14 protein-coding genes, 5 tRNA genes and 1 rRNA gene are annotated in these 18452 nt (G+C 40.8%); 8 read left to right on the forward strand and 12 right to left on the reverse strand.

What is annotated here, in order from left to right; genetic code table 11:
- Nucleotides 1–16: 16 nt before the first annotated feature.
- From F5613_RS06200 to F5613_RS06230, 7 genes are all read right to left on the reverse strand, one after another.
- Nucleotides 17–967 (reverse strand): ketopantoate reductase family protein, encoded by a 951-nt coding sequence (locus tag F5613_RS06200; protein WP_179399116.1) that lies wholly within the window; start codon nt 965–967, stop codon nt 17–19.
- Between the two features lie 50 nt (nt 968–1017).
- On the reverse strand, nt 1018–2457 hold the full coding sequence (locus F5613_RS06205) for an arylsulfatase (RefSeq protein WP_179399117.1): 1440 nt from the start codon (nt 2455–2457) through the stop codon (nt 1018–1020).
- A 99-nt stretch (nt 2458–2556) separates the two neighbouring features.
- A tRNA-Lys gene (locus F5613_RS06210) sits at nt 2557–2629 on the reverse strand.
- Between the two features lie 51 nt (nt 2630–2680).
- A tRNA-Lys gene (locus F5613_RS06215) sits at nt 2681–2753 on the reverse strand.
- Between the two features lie 86 nt (nt 2754–2839).
- Nucleotides 2840–3643 carry an MBL fold metallo-hydrolase gene (locus F5613_RS06220; protein ID WP_079683677.1) on the reverse strand — a complete coding sequence of 268 codons (804 nt, stop codon included), beginning with the start codon at nt 3641–3643 and terminating at the stop codon, nt 2840–2842.
- Nucleotides 3644–3747: 104 nt separating this feature from the next.
- Nucleotides 3748–4803, reverse strand: a complete 1056-nt coding sequence (locus F5613_RS06225) for an asparaginase (protein WP_079683678.1) — start codon at nt 4801–4803, stop codon at nt 3748–3750.
- 49 nt (nt 4804–4852) lie between these two features.
- Nucleotides 4853–5467, reverse strand: a complete 615-nt coding sequence (locus F5613_RS06230; RefSeq protein WP_079683679.1) for a trimeric intracellular cation channel family protein — start codon at nt 5465–5467, stop codon at nt 4853–4855.
- A gap of 281 nt (nt 5468–5748) precedes the next feature.
- On the opposite strand from F5613_RS06230, the gene F5613_RS06235 reads away from it, so the two are divergent.
- On the forward strand, nt 5749–7224 hold the full coding sequence (locus F5613_RS06235) for a DUF3943 domain-containing protein (protein ID WP_179399118.1): 1476 nt from the start codon (nt 5749–5751) through the stop codon (nt 7222–7224).
- Here F5613_RS06235 and F5613_RS06240 read toward each other — a convergent pair.
- On the reverse strand, nt 7221–8858 hold the full coding sequence (locus F5613_RS06240; RefSeq protein WP_179399119.1) for an ABC-F family ATP-binding cassette domain-containing protein: 1638 nt from the start codon (nt 8856–8858) through the stop codon (nt 7221–7223). The two genes, F5613_RS06235 and F5613_RS06240, sit on opposite strands and share 4 nt — an antisense overlap.
- A 111-nt stretch (nt 8859–8969) precedes the next feature.
- Between F5613_RS06240 and F5613_RS06245 the strand changes: the two genes are divergently transcribed.
- Together F5613_RS06245 and F5613_RS06250 are read left to right on the forward strand one after the other, a co-directional pair.
- Nucleotides 8970–9509 (forward strand): 30S ribosomal protein S16, encoded by a 540-nt coding sequence (locus tag F5613_RS06245; protein ID WP_079683682.1) that lies wholly within the window; start codon nt 8970–8972, stop codon nt 9507–9509.
- 169 nt (nt 9510–9678) lie between these two features.
- Entirely contained in the window at nt 9679–10665 is a 987-nt protein-coding gene (locus F5613_RS06250) for a cation diffusion facilitator family transporter (RefSeq protein WP_179399120.1), read from the forward strand.
- 57 nt (nt 10666–10722) lie between these two features.
- On the opposite strand, the gene trxA is transcribed toward F5613_RS06250, so the two are convergent.
- Nucleotides 10723–11190 carry a thioredoxin gene (gene trxA / locus F5613_RS06255; RefSeq protein WP_179399121.1) on the reverse strand — a complete coding sequence of 156 codons (468 nt, stop codon included), beginning with the start codon at nt 11188–11190 and terminating at the stop codon, nt 10723–10725.
- A gap of 191 nt (nt 11191–11381) precedes the next feature.
- Between trxA and F5613_RS06260 the strand changes: the two genes are divergently transcribed.
- Nucleotides 11382–11466: transfer RNA gene (locus F5613_RS06260), tRNA-Ser, on the forward strand.
- Between the two features lie 49 nt (nt 11467–11515).
- Here F5613_RS06260 and F5613_RS06265 read toward each other — a convergent pair.
- The 3 genes from F5613_RS06265 to F5613_RS06275 all read right to left on the reverse strand — a co-directional run bounded on the left by F5613_RS06265 (nt 11516) and on the right by F5613_RS06275 (nt 14532).
- Nucleotides 11516–12976 (reverse strand): SDR family oxidoreductase, encoded by a 1461-nt coding sequence (locus F5613_RS06265; RefSeq protein ID WP_179399122.1) that lies wholly within the window; start codon nt 12974–12976, stop codon nt 11516–11518.
- 91 nt (nt 12977–13067) lie between these two features.
- Nucleotides 13068–13841 (reverse strand): class I SAM-dependent methyltransferase, encoded by a 774-nt coding sequence (locus F5613_RS06270; protein WP_179399123.1) that lies wholly within the window; start codon nt 13839–13841, stop codon nt 13068–13070.
- A 301-nt stretch (nt 13842–14142) separates the two neighbouring features.
- The gene (locus tag F5613_RS06275; protein WP_179399124.1) at nt 14143–14532 is read right to left on the reverse strand and encodes a DUF1398 domain-containing protein; all 390 of its coding nucleotides are present in this window, start codon (nt 14530–14532) and stop codon (nt 14143–14145) included.
- A gap of 233 nt (nt 14533–14765) precedes the next feature.
- On the opposite strand from F5613_RS06275, the gene F5613_RS06280 reads away from it, so the two are divergent.
- The 4 genes from F5613_RS06280 to F5613_RS06295 all read left to right on the forward strand — a co-directional run bounded on the left by F5613_RS06280 (nt 14766) and on the right by F5613_RS06295 (nt 18335).
- The gene (locus F5613_RS06280) at nt 14766–15338 is read left to right on the forward strand and encodes a hypothetical protein (protein WP_179399125.1); all 573 of its coding nucleotides are present in this window, start codon (nt 14766–14768) and stop codon (nt 15336–15338) included.
- A gap of 1092 nt (nt 15339–16430) precedes the next feature.
- Nucleotides 16431–17957, forward strand: a 16S ribosomal RNA gene (locus tag F5613_RS06285).
- 215 nt (nt 17958–18172) lie between these two features.
- Nucleotides 18173–18246 (forward strand) — tRNA-Ile (locus tag F5613_RS06290).
- A 15-nt stretch (nt 18247–18261) separates the two neighbouring features.
- Nucleotides 18262–18335: transfer RNA gene (locus F5613_RS06295), tRNA-Ala, on the forward strand.
- Nucleotides 18336–18452 lie beyond the last annotated feature (117 nt).

Below are 18452 nucleotides of genomic sequence, written 5' to 3' on the forward strand. Positions count from 1 at the left end.
ATAAGATATGGTGAGGTTAATTGTTGGGGTTATTGTAAATATTTGTATAATTTGTTTTGAGTTCGTTATACATTCTGAGATAACAGGGCACCTCTATGTTAAGATCTTTCGCACATTGCACAATATAGCCGGTAATAGACTCTAATTCGGTTTGAGCACCTTTAAGAAAGTCGGAATGCATGGACGTAGTAGAATTGTAAGGCATTTTTCGTTGTCCTTCAATTATTTCATCCCGGCTGTTTGGAGGGAAAGAGATACCCATGGCAGTAGCTACTGCAATAAATTCGTCGGCTAAAGCCAACAGATCGTCCGTGTGAAGGTCGAGAACCTTGCCGATCGGAAGATTGTAGTACGAAGTGAGGGTTGCAGCGGTAGAGATGCGAAAGAATTTTTTCCAGATCCGATCGGTGATATTCTCCGGATTAAACGCATTGATCCCTGCAGCAGTCAGAAGAGATAATAACCGGACTTGTTTTTCTTTATTTCCGGACAAGCTCCCGAAATAGAATTGATCGTTTTCAGAATACTTACAGATCTTTCCGGGTTCCGATCTGCGGGAAACGATATACACGCATCCCTGCCATACTTCGTTTGATGGCAGGATGCGTTGTATTTGTTCTGATATATTAGCTCCATTAAGCAATGGGATAATCACCGTCTGTTCCCCGATAAGAGGTTTTAATTGTTGTATGTTAGCCTCCAGATCGTAGCTTTTAGTGCAAAGAAAAAGATAATCTACCACCCCGATATGTAATGGCTGGTCGGTAGCAAGTGTTGGAAATGCCGTAAAGTTTTCAGTAGGCTCTTCAACCTTAAGGCCGTTTTGCCGGATGGCATCCAAATGTTCGTTACGGGCAATAAAAAAGATGTCGGCAACATCCGAATTATGGTAGTAACGGGCAAGTTTTCCGCCGTAATATCCTCCAACTCCTCCAATTCCTGAAAAGGCAATACGTATTTTATGCATGACTACAGACTTTTTATTTTGTAAAACAACAGGGCTACACTCTTTGTTCGTTATCTTTTTTGATACAATGGCCAGTTGGGATCGTCCACATGCGATGCAAGCATTAGCTGCTTTAGTGCGGAAACCATTTCCGGATGGTTGGTAGCCACGTTATGTATTTCTTGCGGATCGGCAGCAATGTTATATAATTCATAGTAACTGGCAGCTTCGTTGTTCGCTTTAAAACGGATCAGTTTCCAGTCTCCTTTGCGAATGGCCTGTTTGCCTCCCTCTTCCTGAAACTCAAAATAAAGAGATTGATGCTCCTCTTGTTTTCCCTTCCCTGTAAGTGTAGGCAGAATACTTAGGCCATCACCTTCTTTTGTTTTTTGTCCGGTTATCTGGGCAAAAGTGGGCATCATATCCCAAAACGAACACATAAACGGTGTTTCTTTACCCTGAGCAATTGATCCGGGCCAAACTGCGATAAAGGGTACCCGGATACCTCCTTCATACAAGTCTCGTTTGTGTCCCCGATAGATTCCGTTCCCGTTGAAAAAATCAGGATCGGCCCCTCCTTCTTTGTGCGGGCCGTTATCACTGGTGAATACAATCATCGTATTTTCGTACAAGCCAAGTTCTTTTAATTTGGAGACAACCTGACCAACGTATACATCCAAACGGTAGACCATGGCAGCGAAGGTTGCTCTTGGATATACCTGCGAACAGTATCCGCCTTTACGGAAAGCGGCTCCGCTATCAATGCCTTTATAGGGTGTTTCGGGATACATCCCTCTGAATTTTTGAATGATACTGTCTTCCGGTACGATTAATTCTGCGTGAGGCAGTACATAGGGAAGAAACAGGAAGAAGTTTTCATCCTTGTTTTTCTCAATAAATTCGAGGGCCTTGTCCTGTATCAGGTCTTGGGTGTACGAACCGTAGCCTCCATTGTAATTACCCGGAAGCTCAATACGCTTGTCGTTTTCCCAAAGATGGTCGGCATAGTAATTGTGTGCCAACAGCTGGCAATTGAATCCATAGAAATTATCCACCCCCTGCTTATTGGGATCTCCTTCAGAACCGGGAGAGCCTAATCCCCACTTTCCAAACGCTCCTGTTGTATATCCTGCTTGTTTAAATATGGAAAAGAGTGTCTGGGTTCCTGCAGGTAAAGCAAATTGACCTTCGGGCTGAACCTCCTTGTTTCCCCGGATTGGGGTATGACCGGTATGCAGACCGGTTATCAGACTGGAGCGGGAGGGGGCACTTACGGTTGTTCCCGAGTAACATTGGGTGAAGCGTAGCCCTTCCTGAGCAAGCTTGTCGATATTGGGCGTTTTGAATTTTTCCTGACCGTAACAACTCAGGTCTCCATAGCCCAGGTCGTCCGCAATAATGAATACAACGTTGGGGCGTTTATTTTTATCCGTTTTTTTGTTGCTGGCAGTTGTAAGCTGAGGCGAAAAAGCTGTTCCTGCTACCAAGCCAGTAAGTAAAAGTGTTTTCATGTCTTCTCGATTTAGTTTGGGGCAAAATTAAGAAGATTTGGCAACTAACAAGGCATGAATATAAAAAAAAGGCAGTTATTATGAAATAACTGCCTTTAGTGACCCGGGAGGGGCTCGAACCCTCGACCCATTGATTAAGAGTCAATTGCTCTACCAACTGAGCTACCGAGTCAACGTTGTTGGTGTATGTGTGAAATCGACATAATGTAGTATTATCTTTTAGTGACCCGGGAGGGGCTCGAACCCTCGACCCATTGATTAAGAGTCAATTGCTCTACCAGCTGAGCTACCGAGTCTTACAGATATATACTATCTTTTTGTTTTGATTGCGGGTGCAAAGATACTGGATTTTATTTTACTGCCAAACTTTTTTCCCGCTAATTCAATCAAATTCGAATATTTCTGAAGGGGTGGTTCGTTTAAGAGCCGTGAGTGTTACATCTTTTCCTACTCGTATCCCTTCCTGAAAAAGCCTGATATTGATGGTTTTACATGCCAATTCCGGATGGTTGTTGTCTCTGCTTAAATGACATAGCCAGATATCTTTTAAATCGGGCGTGTAATTGGTTGCAAGAAACTCTGCTGCCTCGCGGTTGCTCAGATGCCCGGTCGGACTGGAAACCCTTTCTTTTAAAAAGGCAGGGTAGGTGCCGAATTTCAACATCTCCTCGTCGTAATTTGCCTCAATTATAAGGTGGTTGGCCATCGACATGTATTTTTTTACAGTATCTGTTATATGGCCGACATCGGTGGCGAAAGTAAACTTATGATCCTTATAACAGATATGATAACCAACATTATCTGTACTGTCATGCGGAACTTCAAAAGCTACAATAGAGAAATCCCGTATCATGAAGGGTACCTCTTTCTGGATGATTCTTCTGGATCCGTTTAATGTTTCTTCTACATAGCGGCTATTGTCTATTCCGCGGTGCACATCAGCAGTAGAGTATATGGGGAGATACATTTTCTCACCCAGGTATCCAACTGTTTTGATATGATCAGCGTGATCGTGCGTTACAAGTACTGCGGCTATCTTTGATATATCTATATTGTTGTCTTTGAGTACTTTCTTGATTGTCCTGAAGCTGATTCCGGCATCAATAAGAATCCCGAAATCAGGTGTCCCAAGGTAATAGCAGTTGCCGCTGCTTCCACTTGCCAAACTAAAAAAGGATAATTTCATACGAATAAAATTTTAATAAGGAAGGCATGGCAGGCATAAGTAATTTCATACTTGCTCGTTTCATATTATTATGCATCACCGCCTCTCTTTAATCAATTTAAAAATCAGCGTAACGTTTCCGGGATGCTGATTTCGCCTATAAGTGAACAATTCATGTGTTCTTTCACCTCTTCGGGCGAAAGACCGTGTCCAAATAAAAACATCAGTTTGGCTACGGCACTTTCTGTAGTACTGTCGAATCCGCTTATCACTCCCGCTTCCAGAAGTTTATGTCCGGTTTCGTAGCGGTGCATCTCTACACTACCTGCACTGCATTGAGTTATATTTACAATTACAATTCCTCTGTCTACCGCATCTTTCAGCATGTTAAGAAACCACTCCTGACTAGGTGCATTTCCGCTGCCGAAAGTTTCCATAACAATTCCTTTAATACCCGGAATATTCAGGATACTTTCAATCACCAGAGGTGATATGCCGGGGAAGAGTTTTAAAATGGCTACATTTCTGTCCAACAGATAATGTGGCTTCAAGGGCTTTCTGGATACCGAATGGTATATCTGTCGGTCGTCGTATTTTATATAAATACCTGCATGGGCTAAAACCGGATAATTATAAGACCGGAAGGCATTGAAATGATCCGCATTTATTTTGCTGGTACGGTTGCCTCTCATCAAGTCGTTTTCAAAGAAGATGCATACTTCGGGAACGATAGGCTGGCCGTTTTCTTTAGCGGCAGCTATTTCAATAGCTGTTATCAGATTTTCTTTTCCATCCGTACGCAACATGCCGATCGGAAGCTGAGAGCCGGTCAGTATTACCGGTTTGCTCAGATTTTCGAGCATAAAGCTGAGTGCTGAAGCTGTAAACGACATGGTGTCTGTTCCGTGAAGGACAACAAATCCATCGTAGGTATTGTAATTATCCGCAATAATCTTCACAATCTTGGTCCATGATTCAGGTCCCATCTCTGACGAGTCCATAGGTGGGTCGAATTGGATGGTGGAAACGCCATAGCCAAGCTTTTTAAGTTCGGGCATATGCTCTTTGAGGTGCTGAAAATTAAAGGATTCAAGAACTCCTGTTTCAGAGTTTTCAATCATCCCGATGGTTCCTCCCGTATATATAAGCAGGATGGATGCGTTTTCTTGCTGCGTATTCATTTTATGAAGCTTGGAATAAATTACTCACAAAGATACTATTTTTTCTCAATTAACTTTCTTCCCCTTTTAATACTGGTACACTTACATGATATTTTACGGCAATTACACGAATTAAAAATACACTTACAGCCGTAATAAACTGTATAATGGATGAAGACATACCGGTAAATGTACACAAATAGTAGATGAATCCACCAAATACGCATGCTAAAGCATAGATATCTTTTCTAAAGATCAGTGGGACCTCATTTATTAATGTATCCCGCAACATTCCTCCAAAGGATCCGGTTATGGTTCCCATCACAATGGCTACCCACATCGGAAATCCGAACTCAAGGGTTTTAACAATACCAACCACGGCAAAAAGGCCCAATCCGATGGCATCGAAAATAAAGAACGTGTTATTGAGCCTGATTACGAACTTCTTAAATATGATAACAAACAATAAGGCCAGTCCGGAAACAGTTAAATAGGAGGCCTGCTCCATCCAAAATGGAGTAGCGTTAAGGAGTAAATCGCGGAGAGTACCACCGCCAACAGCCGTAACCAGTCCGATTACATAGGCGCCGAACCAGTCAAATTGTTTGGCAGAAGCCAGCCTTATTCCGCTTATAGCGAAGGCAAATGTGCCGGAATAATCGCAAAGTGTAATAAAATCTATCATTGTGTTTTGTGTTTTGCGTGCAAAATTAATTATAATTTATACGTAAATAGGGTGAAAGATAGCAAAAACAAATTGTTTTGACCGATTTCTTGTACATAGTTAACTCCAGAAGTGCAATTAATAGGAAGCCGACCTTTATTTGTTAAGTTTTAGTCCATATTTGATTTAAACTAAACGAGTCTGATTATGTTATAATAATATAACTTTGCACGCGAATTAGCCCTTTGGACAAATTATTAATATACACTTCAGGAAAATAGATGTGTAAATATAATAGAGTGATGAATAAATACCTGATTTTGTTTTTATTGTTAATAGGTGTGGAGCAAGGCATCCATTCTCAAAACTTTCCGCAAATAGATGCAAGAAAATATGAAAGCGATTCCATACGGATTTTGCCTAAAAGGCCCTGGCTTGCAGCATCTGAGGCCTTTGGCGTTAATATGTTGATATGGGGGATTGACCGTTATGTGGCAAAAGTCGATTTTGCATATATCAATTTCAATACTATAAAAGATAACTTCAGGAAGGGGCCTGTGTGGGATACGGATATGTTTTCAACCAATCTGGTTGCACATCCTTATCACGGATCTCTTTACTTTAATGCTGCCCGAAGCAACGGATTAAATTTCTGGCAGTCGGTACCCTATAATGCAGCCGGAAGTTTTATGTGGGAGTTCTTTATGGAGAACGAATATCCGTCTATAAATGACTTGATGTCCACCACCTTCGGAGGTGCGGTTTTGGGAGAAATCACCTTTCGGCTTTCTGATTTATTTATAGATGACCGTACCACTGGCGCTGAACGTGTAGGACGCGAGATTCTAACAGGGATTATTTCACCCATTAGGGGAATTAACCGTCTTATTACAGGTGATTCATGGAGATACAGGGCATCCAAAGGACGGTCGTTCCGATCGGTTCCGGTTACATTCGAGCTAAATATGGGACCTCGTTTCCTTGCAGAGCAGGAAGCATCCAGTAAAGGAACTATCGGGATGCATTTAGGTATGCGTTTGGATTACGGCGATCCCTTTAATGACGATTTCTATTCTCCTTATGAATGGTTTCAATTAAGAGCCGGATTAGATTTCATATCAGACCAACCCATGATTAATCAGGTGAATGCCATAGGTGCCTTATGGGGAAAAACAATCTGGACCAAGGGTAACAGAGGACTTACCACCGGGATATTTCAACATTTCGACTATTACGATTCTCAGTTGCCGGATGGAAGTTCGAGGGAGGTAGTTCCTTATCGTATTTCGGAGGCAGTTGCTTTCGGAGGGGGACTTCTATTTAAGCAATCGGCCGACGAAAATGATAAAGTTGACTCCTATGCAGAGCTTTATCTCAATGGTATTGCTTTAGGAGCCAGTGTTTCCGATTATTTGAAGGTTGATGACCGAGATTATAATATGGGAAGCGGTTACAGCTTTAAGTTCTCGGCAGGGGTTACTTATCAGAAGCAATGGTCTTTTTTGCTAAACCTGGAAAATTATCATATTTATACATGGAAAGGATATGATACGGATGTAGACTGGTCGACTGTGGATCCGGAAACATTAAACGTGCAAGGCGATAAAAGCGATGCACGTTTAACGGTATTTAGTTCTAAACTTATTTACTACTCAAAGAAAAAATGGAACCTGAGTATCACCAATCGTTACTTTTCACGAAAAACGGATTACAGATATCATCAGGATGTTACTTATTCTACATACGATGTAATGTTGAGTCTGGGTATGCGAATTTAGTTTTTTCGTTCAAGTTCCTGCAGGTTTTCAAGTTTCTTCCGCTGTAAGAACTCGTAAATACCCTCCAGATGTTCGGTAACTTTTTTGTTGCCGAACTCGTACACCTTGGTTACAAGTCCATCCAGGAAGTCACGGTCGTGCGATACAACAATCAAAGTCCCGTCGAAATCCTTCAACGCACTTTTCAGGATATCTTTCGTCTTCATATCCAGGTGATTGGTGGGCTCATCCAGAATAAGCAGATTCACCGGCTCCAACAGTAGCTTTATCATGGCCAGACGGGTTCGTTCTCCTCCTGAGAGTACTTTGACTTTCTTGGTGGAGCTTTCTCCACCAAACATGAACGCCCCCAGCAGATCCCGGATCTTGTTACGTATATCACCTATAGCTACATCGTCTATGGTTTGGAAAACCGTTAAATTCTCGTCAAGCAACGAAGCCTGGTTCTGGGCAAAATAACCGATCATCACGTTGTGTCCCAAAGTTAGCGTACCATCGTAGCCAATCTCTTTCATTATACATTTAACTAGCGTAGATTTCCCCTCGCCGTTTTTGCCGACGAAAGCAATCTTATCACCACGTTCAATAGTGACGTTGGCGTTTTTAAACACCGTATGATCGCCATAGCTTTTTGAAAGGTTCTCTATAATGACAGGATAATTTCCCGAACGGGGAGAAGGCGGAAATTTAAGGCGCAAAGCCGATGTATCCTCTTCGTCCACTTCAAGCAATTCAAGCTTCTCAAGCATCTTAACCCTGGATTGAACCTGGAGTGTTTTGGAATAAGTACCCTTAAACCGCTCGATGAACTCTTTTGTTTCAGCAATAAACTTTTGTTGTTCGTCGAAGGCTTTCTGCTGCTGCTCCCTGCGCTCCTTACGTAAATTAAGATAAGATGAGTAATTCACTTTGTAATCGTAGATACGTCCCATGGTCACCTCAATGGTGCGGGTTGTTATATGATCGACAAAAGCCCGGTCGTGACTAATCAATACAACGGCTTTTGCGCTGTTGATAAGGAAATCTTCCAGCCATTGGATCGACTCTAAATCCAGGTGATTGGTGGGCTCATCCAATAAAATTACATCCGGCTTTTTAAGCAAAAGCTTGGCAAGTTCAATTCTCATTCGCCAGCCACCGCTGAAGTCGCTCGTTTGACGATTGAAATCTTCTCTTTTAAAACCTAATCCCAATAAAGTCTTTTCTATATCAGCATCGTAATTGGTCTCTTCGATGGAATAAAACTTTTCGCTGAGTACAGACACTCTTTCTATCAATGCGTAATACTCTTCCGAATCGTAATCTGTTCTGGTTTCCAACTCTTTGTTGATAGCTTCAATTTCCGACTCCATCTCATGTAAATGAGAAAAAGCCTGAGCCGTTTCTTCAAAAACCGTCCGTCCGTCTTCTGTCATCAAATGCTGTGGAAGATAGGCGATTACCGTATCTTTGGGAGCTGATATCTTTCCTCTGGAAGGCTCACGCACTCCAGCCAGAATTTTCAACAGGGTAGATTTTCCCGCTCCGTTTTTACCCATAAGGGCGATACGATCTTTTTCATTAATAACAAAGGATATATCTGCAAATAGTGTAGAACCACCAAATTCAACTGTAAGCCCGTCAACTGAAATCATATTAATCTTTTAAAATGAGGCGCAAAGATAGCCGTTTTATTTGGTAGAATAAAATAATGAGCCTATCTTTGCACCGCTAATACAAACAGCTTTAATAATTTATTCAAAAAGATGGCAACAAAAATCAGATTGCAAAGACACGGTCGTAAAGGTTATGCCTTTTATCAAATCGTAGTCGCAGACAGCAGGGCTCCACGTGATGGAAAGTTTATTGAAAGGATAGGTTCTTATAATCCGAACACTAATCCTGCTACAATAGATTTGAATTTCGAAAGAGCTTTGTATTGGTTACAGGTAGGTGCCCAACCTACAGACACTACTCGTAATATTCTTTCTAACGAAGGAGTATGCTTGAAAAAGCACTTATTGGAAGGTGTTAAAAAGGGTGCTTTTGACGAAGCAGCTGCAGAATCTAAATTCCAGGCTTGGTTAACTAGCAAAAACACTTCATTACAAACTGCTAAACAAAAAGATGGAGAAGCAGCCAGAGCGGCAGCTAAAGCTCGTTTGGAAGCAGAAAAAGAGGTGAACAAGGCAAAAGCAGAAGCTTTAGCTCAGAAGAAAGCTGAATTAGCTGCCGCCGCAGCAGCAGCAAATGCCCCTGCAGAAGCTCCAGAAGCAGAAGCTCCGGCAGCAGAAAGCGCTGAATAATTTGTGTAAAGCCAAATAGAGAGAGGTTACCCGAAAGGTAGCCTCTTTTTTATTGTTTAAAAATTGAATATCAGAAGAAAACCGTACATTTACCGCCTTGAAGAGATTACTTGATGGCAGGCATCCATTCGAGATGCCCAGAGGTAATTGCTTCTGAAATAATAGTAAAATGGAAGAAGATTTATTGAAACAAAGAACACAGCGATGGATTGTTTCATTGTCTGTATTAATTCTGGTAGGGAAGTTTCTGGCTTATTACCTCACTAATTCCGTGGGTATATTAACCGATGCTATGGAAAGCATTGTTAATGTTACAGCTGGATTTATCAGTCTTTTCAGCCTGTACGTTTCCAGCAAGCCCAAAGATAAGTCGCATCCATTTGGTCATGGTAAAGTAGAGCTTATCTCTGCATCAATAGAGGGTATACTTATCATGGTGGCAGGTTTGCTAATTATCTACGAAGCCATTAAGCGTCTTTACGAGCCTACACTTATCAGTAAACTGGATATCGGTATTTTAATTGTTGCCCTTGGCGGATTATTCAATTACCTGATGGGCTGGTATAGTATCTCGATAGGACGCAAACATAATTCCATCGCTTTAATAGCCGGAGGTAAACACCTTCAATCCGATACCTATTCTACCATCGGTCTGGTCTTGGGGCTTACGTTGCTCTATTTTACAAAACTGAGCTGGATCGATAGTGCTTTGGCCCTTATTTTTGGATCCATCATTGTGATAACCGGAGTCAATATTCTTCGCAAAACGGTAGCGACTCTGATGGATGAAGCCGATGTGCAGGTGCTTGAAAGCATGGTGAAGGCCATTTCAACGCACCGGAAGGATGATTGGATTGATATACATAATATGAAGACGATCAAATATGGGAGTCAGCTTTTTGTAGATTGCGATCTTACTTTGCCATGGTTCTATAATATTAATGAAAGTCATAAGGCCTGTGATGAACTAAAGGCTTTGCTTACCAGAGAGTTTTCGGGGAGGGTATTGGTTTCTATTCATTCGGATCCTTGCGATGCAAAACATTGCGAGCATTGTAAAGTGAAGGGATGCTTGTATAGGATAGAAGCATTTAGGGAAGAGCATGAACTTACACTGACCGAGCTTACGCAAACAGACGAAGATAGAAATGAATAATTCATAAAAAAAGCTGTAAATATTTTACAGCTTTTTTTATGTGAATCATCAGGAATCTTATTTACCCAACAAGTAACTGTCTATTTGTTTTACAAACTCTTCTCTAGGAAGAGCACCCGTTGCTTTTTGAGGTTTTCCCTTAACAGGTACAAAAAGGATGGTAGGGATGCTTTGAATGCCAAATGTTTGGGCTAACTCTTTTTCATTATCTACATTAATCTTATAGACTACGATGTCGTTTTTATACAGAATCGCAAGGTCGTGCAAGATGGGAGCTACCTTTTTGCAAGGACCGCACCAGTCTGCGTAAAAATCGATAATGCAAGGTTTATCACCTTCGTAAACCCATTCATTCTGATTCTTTTCGTAATTATAAACTTTAGTCAGGAAACTGGCTTTGTCAAGAACGATCACTTCGCCCTTGGCTGCAGTTTTATTCTCTCCTGATTCCGGTTTTGCGTTCATTACACAGCTAACCAGCAGGAAAGTAAATGAAATAAATAATAAGTTTGTCCACTTTTTCATATAAGACGAATTTCATCTGTTAATATTACTATTACAAATGTAACAATAATAAGTATAGAACGTTTAGCGATCCTGTGGAATTAAAGAATTTTAGGTATAAGTCAAAAAAAAGAATATGAATCCTTGCCAGTGTGGAAAAAAGAACTACCTTTGCACTCGCTATTGAAAATTATTCAAACAGCATGCCATTAGGAGAGATGGCAGAGTGGTCGATCGCGGCGGTCTTGAAAACCGTTGAACTGAGAGGTTCCGGGGGTTCGAATCCCTCTCTCTCCGCTGAAAGGTCTGGATAAAACCAGGCAATAACAGAATAGAAACCTACAAGTCATTGACTTGTAGGTTTTTTTTGTATCCAATTATATTTCTTAGTTGCAATATTTTTTGCCATCCCTTTAAAAATAAATAAATGAAATGGTAGAACCGAATACCAATATAGCCTTCCCCACAGTCCTAAAGGACGGAATGTGGCTGTTTGAATCAATTCATTCGCACTATTTATTTTAAATTCCAACCATGCTTCACCCGGTAGTTTCATTTCAGCGTAAAGCAGCAATCGCTTTTTGTTTCTATCGGCGACTAGCACCCGCCAGAAGTCTAAAGCTTCTCCCGCGAATATTTCAGTATCACTCTTTCTTCCACGTCTAATTCCTGTACCTCCAACAATCTTGTCAAGGAAGCCTCGAATATTCCATAGCCAGTCGGCGTAATACCAACCACGATCTCCGCCAATAGCAAATATATTATCTAACGCTGCGTCAGGCTCATCTAATTTTACTATTTTCTGATCACTAAAACAACCTTTAGTGGGAACAGATATATGTGCCGATATCCCATTTACCAACACCTGGCTGCTTAAGGCATCTGTCCAGCTCGATAATACCTGATTTTGTTCAGTTCGGTCAAAAGCTAACTGTATGGCTTCTTTGTAACTGATAAGCTTTATTGGAAATAGTTGAGGGAGATTGTTGGGTTTGCAGACTACTTCTACTTTCATGCTTTTTACAAGGTTCGTAGCCAGCGAAAAGTTGGTTGATGTTACGAAGTACAACCAATAAGAAGATAGCTTCGGTGTCATAACAGGTACTATAAATATATGTCGTTTCAGATTTCTTACTTCTCCAAACTGGAGTAGCATTTCTTTAAAAGTCAATACATCTGGACCTCCAATATCATAGCTCTGGTTATATGTTTCGTCACGAAGTAATGTTGCCGATAAATATTCGATTACATTCCGAATAGCTATGGGTTGGCATTTAGTTTTAAGCCATTGCGGAGCAATCATAATTGGTAATTTTTCAACCAAATCGCGCATTATTTCAAAAGAGGCACTGCCCGACCCTACAATTATACCAGCTCTCAAGGTTGTTAATGCAACTCTAGAATTAGCAAGTATTGTTTCTACATTTTTACGAGACTGTAAATGTTTCGACAAATGTGCTTCGTTTACAATCCCACTCAGATAAATAATTTGTTTGACATTTGTTCCTTCTATTCGCTTGACGAAATTTTGAGCCGATCGTTGTTCCATTTCACTGAAATCGCCTGATGAAGTAGACATTGAGTGTATAAGATAATATACAACATCTATGTCTGAGGGTATATTAGCTAACGATTCAGGCTTTAAAAAATCTACTTCTATTTTTGTAACTTGTACTGTCCAATCATCGTGAATATAAAATCTTTTTACATCACGTACGCAACATACAATAGTATGTCCGGCATCTACTAAAACAGGTAGAAGTCGTTGAGCAATATATCCCGTTGCACCTGTCAATAATATTTTCATGGCAATTATTTATTAATTAAAAACAATAAAGTTTTTCTTTTTGTTTCTAATTATCTTGAAACTATAGGGAAATATCTTTTTTGTATTCAACTTATCTCTTCTTACCGATATAAAATACATATCCGTAGTACTCCTTATACCGGTAATACAAATTCATTTCATACCGTTCAAAGCCGACGTAGTTTTCTGCAGATTTGTTCCCGGCATGTTTTTTCAGGAACTCCTCCTGCACCTTGGCTTGTGGAGCATAGAAATGATCTGTCCAACAGGTTTCGGGAAGTATAAAGATAGCCGTTGGAATGTAACCAGCCTTTTGCATTTGGGCAACCTTATTTGGAATGGTATCTATTTCGCTGTAATGCTCCATCCAAAAGTCGTTTATTTCCTGTGGCCGTTCATCTGTAAACCAGGATACTTCCGATACGGCTATGTAGCCACCTGTTTTCAGAAACTTTTTCCATTCGTTCAATCCACGTTCGTACCCGATATTGTAGATGGCCCCTTCCGACCAAATTAAGTCCAATGATTCATTTTCAAATGGGAGATTGTCCATTGATCCAACAATGCCTCTTACTCTGTTGGAGAGTTTATCCCTTTCTGCATTCCGGTTGAATATCTTAATAAAATCAGGAAAGAGATCAAGTCCGGTTATTTCTCCCGGAGTGTTCTGTGCCAGTGTCATGGTTTGTCCGCCTGTTCCACATCCGAGGTCGGCTATGTGTGATTGCGGGGTCAGATTGTCGATAAACCCTAATGCCTTAAGCGTTGCCTCTGGACTGCCGGGACCCTGACGCTCCAGGTTTGAATAATACTCACAGATTAAATTGAAATCAAATTCGTAGATTGACTTATTTTCGTTACTCATGATGTTTAATTTATAATGACGCACTACAGAGAATCTTTCTGTATGTACATCAGTGTTGATAAATAAGAAAAAAAAGCTTAACTCAAGCAAGAATATGCCTGAGTATTATTGAGGGATAACCTTGACGAGTGCCGAAGGTTATTTACTTCACGGAATCCTTTTTAAATTTAAACATCCAACGTTTTTAGATAGTACAAAGATAATGTTTTTTTTATTTCAGTATATTTAGTACTGTTAAATGAAAGTAAAGATGATGTTTACCGAGCTAATAGATTATTCTATATGTTAAAAGCAGGAGGCATCATACAGGTATGTCTTCTTTTAGAATTTTGTTTCCGGCTTTATCAAAATAGATACAAGTCATTACATCGAAATAAACCACCCATTTTTCAACTCCTGTTTCAGCGCAGTTGGTACAAAATGTATAATAATCGGTTTTTCCTTGTTGATGATTCCTCAGGTATTTGATGAATTTATCCGTATCGACTTTATCTGAAATTGATAGTTCAGGATACTGAGGCTTGGATGATGTTTGATAATCATCTTTACCAAAATACTTGGTGTGACTGTCTTTTACCCATGTTTCAAACGAGATAACTCCCATCAGCTTTATCTCTTGAATGTATTTTGGAAAATCGGCCCCGGATTTTACCTTTTCGTGAGCTTTATTTATTTGTTCAACAGTAAACATACTATTTTTCTTTTTATAATTACTTATAAAAAAACAGTCTGGTAATGAATTTGTTCTGTATGTAAAAGACTTCGACAGATGATGTAGCTAATGATAGATATTTGTATTCAGGTAAACTTTATCGTGTTGATATAGAGTGTTTTGTTTTGTGTGAGTGATAGATTATTTATACATAATGAAGCGTGATTATATAATAATGTAATCTATCTTTGTCTTATAAAAAATATTCAATTATGCAGATTAAAGAAATTCTAGAGTCTTTTACGAAAGAACTAATCCACGTACCTAACTTAATAAGGATACGAGGAATACATTTGAAGTTATTTGGAGATTATAGACGGGGTTTTTATTGGGAAGTTTCGATTAAGGATTTTATTGAAGAGTTCCGGGCGTTTTGTCAACAGAATGAACAAAAAGAAGAAGCGTTTAAGAGGACATTGCCTTCAAGTCCCAATTTTGTAATACTGCAGAGATTGTGTGAGCAATATTATATCCATGAAGACTCTAAGAATTTCCAAAATAAAATAATTACAGAAGTTCAACAAATAATAGATGAGATACGTGATGATGCAAAAACTCAGAAAGCTCTGGAGGAATGGCTGGATGCGACTCAGAATGGTATTGTATCCAGGGTTAAAGCAGATTTTCCAGAATTGAAAGAATCTGATATTAAACTGTTCTGCTTCCTCGCTGCCGGTTTTACTTCTACTATGATATCTGTTTTCTTGAGTAAGGGGAAGAATGTCGTATATAACAGAACATCCCGCTTGAAAGCCAAAATACGTGTTAAGGGGTATAGATTATAATATTGTGTATAAACAGTAGTATAAGCTTAATTACACCTTTTTATCTAATTAGGGATTGCTGGCATAGTGCGCTGATTATTTCTTATGCGAAAAATTGCAGGTACATTTTCTTTAAAAAGTATATACTTTTTGATCAAAATGTACTGACTTTTAAAGTGAAAAGTCCTTACGATTTTCAGGGAATCATTTGAGTTGTTCTTGGTACTATGGAATATATTCATAGTGAGGAATACGAAGCGATCTAATTGTCCCTCCTTCTATTGAGTTTTCTCCATGTCGTATTACCTTATATAGAGTAGGAATAATAGAAGATCAAATCGTAGGGGTGTTGTTGCTTTTTATCTTTGAGGTCTTTCTTAATGCTTACCGGCAAACAATCCTCCGTGATTTCAGTGACGCTCAAAGATCCGGTACCCTGGTTTCAAGCATTCATCAACTTGCTGTCAAAGATATACGAATCGTTTTCAAAAGATATTGGAGTGTTTTCCCAAAGATATATGAATTATAAACCGAGGATGGTCTGAGTATATTCAACTCAATTTTATTTTTTTTGAGACAATCCATAAAGAAATCGGTTTCTCCCGGGTTTACAACGGAGGATCGTGGCATAACCTTCGTTAGTCAGTTTTCTTTTAATATATATAATGTACGCGAGGGAAAAAGGCTTTGCAAGGGGGTGTAAGTGGGGTAAAAAAAAGATTTGTAGTTAAGGTGCGGGATATCAGGGATTAAGGGAGATTGGGTGAAAATAGTTTAAAAAATAGTTTGCAAAAGGTTTGGAGTGTATGTTGTAAAGCACTACTTTTGTCCCCGCATTCAAGAGAGAACGGCACAATAAATAACAAAATGACAAAAACTTCCGAAAACATTTGGAAGATAAGAAATAAAGTTATTATCTTTGTACCCGCTTTCACTCTGAAAGTATAAACAAGAGTTCTTTGAAAGATTTACATATCAACAAAAAGTAGTACAAGAATTGAGAAGATCAGTAATGATTTTCTTGGACGTAAAGAATCAAAATTAATACCGTCAATTGTAAACTAATAAAGAAGAGGGAATTCTGAGCAAGAGATATTAAGACAAACAAATTATACAACGAAGAGTTTGATCCTGGCTCAGGATGAACGCTAGCGACAGGCTTAACACATGCAAGTCGAGGGGCAGCATAAAAGTAGCAATACTTTGGTGGCGACCGGCGCACGGGTGAGTAACGCGTATGCAACCTACCTATCAGAGGGGAATAACCCGGCGAAAGTCGGACTAATACCGCATAAAACAGGGGCACCGCATGGTGATATTTGTTAAAGAAATTCGCTGATAGATGGGCATGCGTTCCATTAGGTAGTTGGTGAGGTAACGGCTCACCAAGCCGACGATGGATAGGGGAACTGAGAGGTTGGTCCCCCACACTGGTACTGAGACACGGACCAGACTCCTACGGGAGGCAGCAGTGAGGAATATTGGTCAATGGGCGGGAGCCTGAACCAGCCAAGTCGCGTGAAGGAAGAAGGATCTATGGTTCGTAAACTTCTTTTGCAGGGGAATAAAGTGCGGGACGTGTCCTGTTTTGTATGTACCCTGAGAATAAGGATCGGCTAACTCCGTGCCAGCAGCCGCGGTAATACGGAGGATCCGAGCGTTATCCGGATTTATTGGGTTTAAAGGGTGCGTAGGTGGTTTGATAAGTCAGCGGTGAAAGTTTGCAGCTTAACTGTAAAAATGCCGTTGAAACTGTCGGACTTGAGTGTAAATGAGGTAGGCGGAATGCGTGGTGTAGCGGTGAAATGCATAGATATCACGCAGAACTCCGATTGCGAAGGCAGCTTACTAAGCTACAACTGACACTGAAGCACGAAAGCGTGGGGATCAAACAGGATTAGATACCCTGGTAGTCCACGCAGTAAACGATGATTACTAGCTGTTTGCGATACACAGTAAGCGGCACAGCGAAAGCGTTAAGTAATCCACCTGGGGAGTACGCCGGCAACGGTGAAACTCAAAGGAATTGACGGGGGCCCGCACAAGCGGAGGAACATGTGGTTTAATTCGATGATACGCGAGGAACCTTACCCGGGTTTGAACGTAGGGAGACAGGAGTGGAAACATTCTATTCAGCAATGACTGCCTACGAGGTGCTGCATGGTTGTCGTCAGCTCGTGCCGTGAGGTGTCGGCTTAAGTGCCATAACGAGCGCAACCCTTATTTCCAGTTACTAACAGGTGAAGCTGAGGACTCTGGAGAGACTGCCAGCGTAAGCTGTGAGGAAGGTGGGGATGACGTCAAATCAGCACGGCCCTTACATCCGGGGCGACACACGTGTTACAATGGTAAGGACAAAGGGCAGCTACCGGGCGACCGGATGCTAATCTCTAAACCTTATCTCAGTTCGGATCGGAGTCTGCAACTCGACTCCGTGAAGCTGGATTCGCTAGTAATCGCGCATCAGCCATGGCGCGGTGAATACGTTCCCGGGCCTTGTACACACCGCCCGTCAAGCCATGGGAGCCGGGGGTACCTGAAGTTCGTAACCGCAAGGATCGACCTAGGGTAAAACTGGTGACTGGGGCTAAGTCGTAACAAGGTAGCCGTACCGGAAGGTGCGGCTGGAACACCTCCTTTCTGGAGCCTGAGTTCCCTTTTACGGTTTGCAAGGTATTAAGGAAGGAACAATCTTTATGTTCCTTGTACTACTGCTGTTTGATATGATAAACAATATATGATCTTACAAAACTGGGAAACCAGAAGAGAAACAAGAGGCTGAAGCGCCGCCCGGATATCTACCCATAAAGGAAGATGAACAAAAGGAAAGAGCTTCAGGCAAAGGTAAGAAAGCCAGTCCTATAGCTCAGTTGGTTAGAGCGCTACACTGATAATGTAGAGGTCGGCAGTTCAACTCTGCCTGGGACTACGAACGAAAAAAGACGGGGGATTAGCTCAGCTGGCTAGAGCATCTGCCTTGCACGCAGAGGGTCAACGGTTCGAATCCGTTATTCTCCACAACAACCGGAGCCGCAAGGTAAAGGTAAGAAGATCTTTGACATGATGGACAACAAAGCAATAAAGTAACAAAAAAAGAGCAAGCTTTAAAGATATATCAATCCGACACATGCCTTA

Source organism: Macellibacteroides fermentans (assembly GCF_013409575.1).
GTDB classification, from domain to species: domain Bacteria; phylum Bacteroidota; class Bacteroidia; order Bacteroidales; family Tannerellaceae; genus Macellibacteroides; species Macellibacteroides fermentans.

Bases quoted from the DNA above. Each gene is read 5' to 3' on its own strand.
- F5613_RS06200 (WP_179399116.1), bottom strand. From the start codon at position 967: ATGCATAAAATACGTATTGCCTTTTCAGGAATTGGAGGAGTTGGAGGA.
- F5613_RS06205 (WP_179399117.1), bottom strand. From the start codon at position 2,457: ATGAAAACACTTTTACTTACTGGCTTGGTAGCAGGAACAGCTTTTTCG.
- F5613_RS06220 (WP_079683677.1), bottom strand. From the start codon at position 3,643: ATGAAATTATCCTTTTTTAGTTTGGCAAGTGGAAGCAGCGGCAACTGC.
- F5613_RS06225 (WP_079683678.1), bottom strand. From the start codon at position 4,803: ATGAATACGCAGCAAGAAAACGCATCCATCCTGCTTATATATACGGGA.
- F5613_RS06230 (WP_079683679.1), bottom strand. From the start codon at position 5,467: ATGATAGATTTTATTACACTTTGCGATTATTCCGGCACATTTGCCTTC.
- F5613_RS06235 (WP_179399118.1), top strand. From the start codon at position 5,749: ATGAATAAATACCTGATTTTGTTTTTATTGTTAATAGGTGTGGAGCAA.
- F5613_RS06240 (WP_179399119.1), bottom strand. From the start codon at position 8,858: ATGATTTCAGTTGACGGGCTTACAGTTGAATTTGGTGGTTCTACACTA.
- F5613_RS06245 (WP_079683682.1), top strand. From the start codon at position 8,970: ATGGCAACAAAAATCAGATTGCAAAGACACGGTCGTAAAGGTTATGCC.
- F5613_RS06250 (WP_179399120.1), top strand. From the start codon at position 9,679: ATGGAAGAAGATTTATTGAAACAAAGAACACAGCGATGGATTGTTTCA.
- trxA (WP_179399121.1), bottom strand. From the start codon at position 11,190: ATGAAAAAGTGGACAAACTTATTATTTATTTCATTTACTTTCCTGCTG.
- F5613_RS06265 (WP_179399122.1), bottom strand. From the start codon at position 12,976: ATGAAAATATTATTGACAGGTGCAACGGGATATATTGCTCAACGACTT.
- F5613_RS06270 (WP_179399123.1), bottom strand. From the start codon at position 13,841: ATGAGTAACGAAAATAAGTCAATCTACGAATTTGATTTCAATTTAATC.
- F5613_RS06275 (WP_179399124.1), bottom strand. From the start codon at position 14,532: ATGTTTACTGTTGAACAAATAAATAAAGCTCACGAAAAGGTAAAATCC.
- F5613_RS06280 (WP_179399125.1), top strand. From the start codon at position 14,766: ATGCAGATTAAAGAAATTCTAGAGTCTTTTACGAAAGAACTAATCCAC.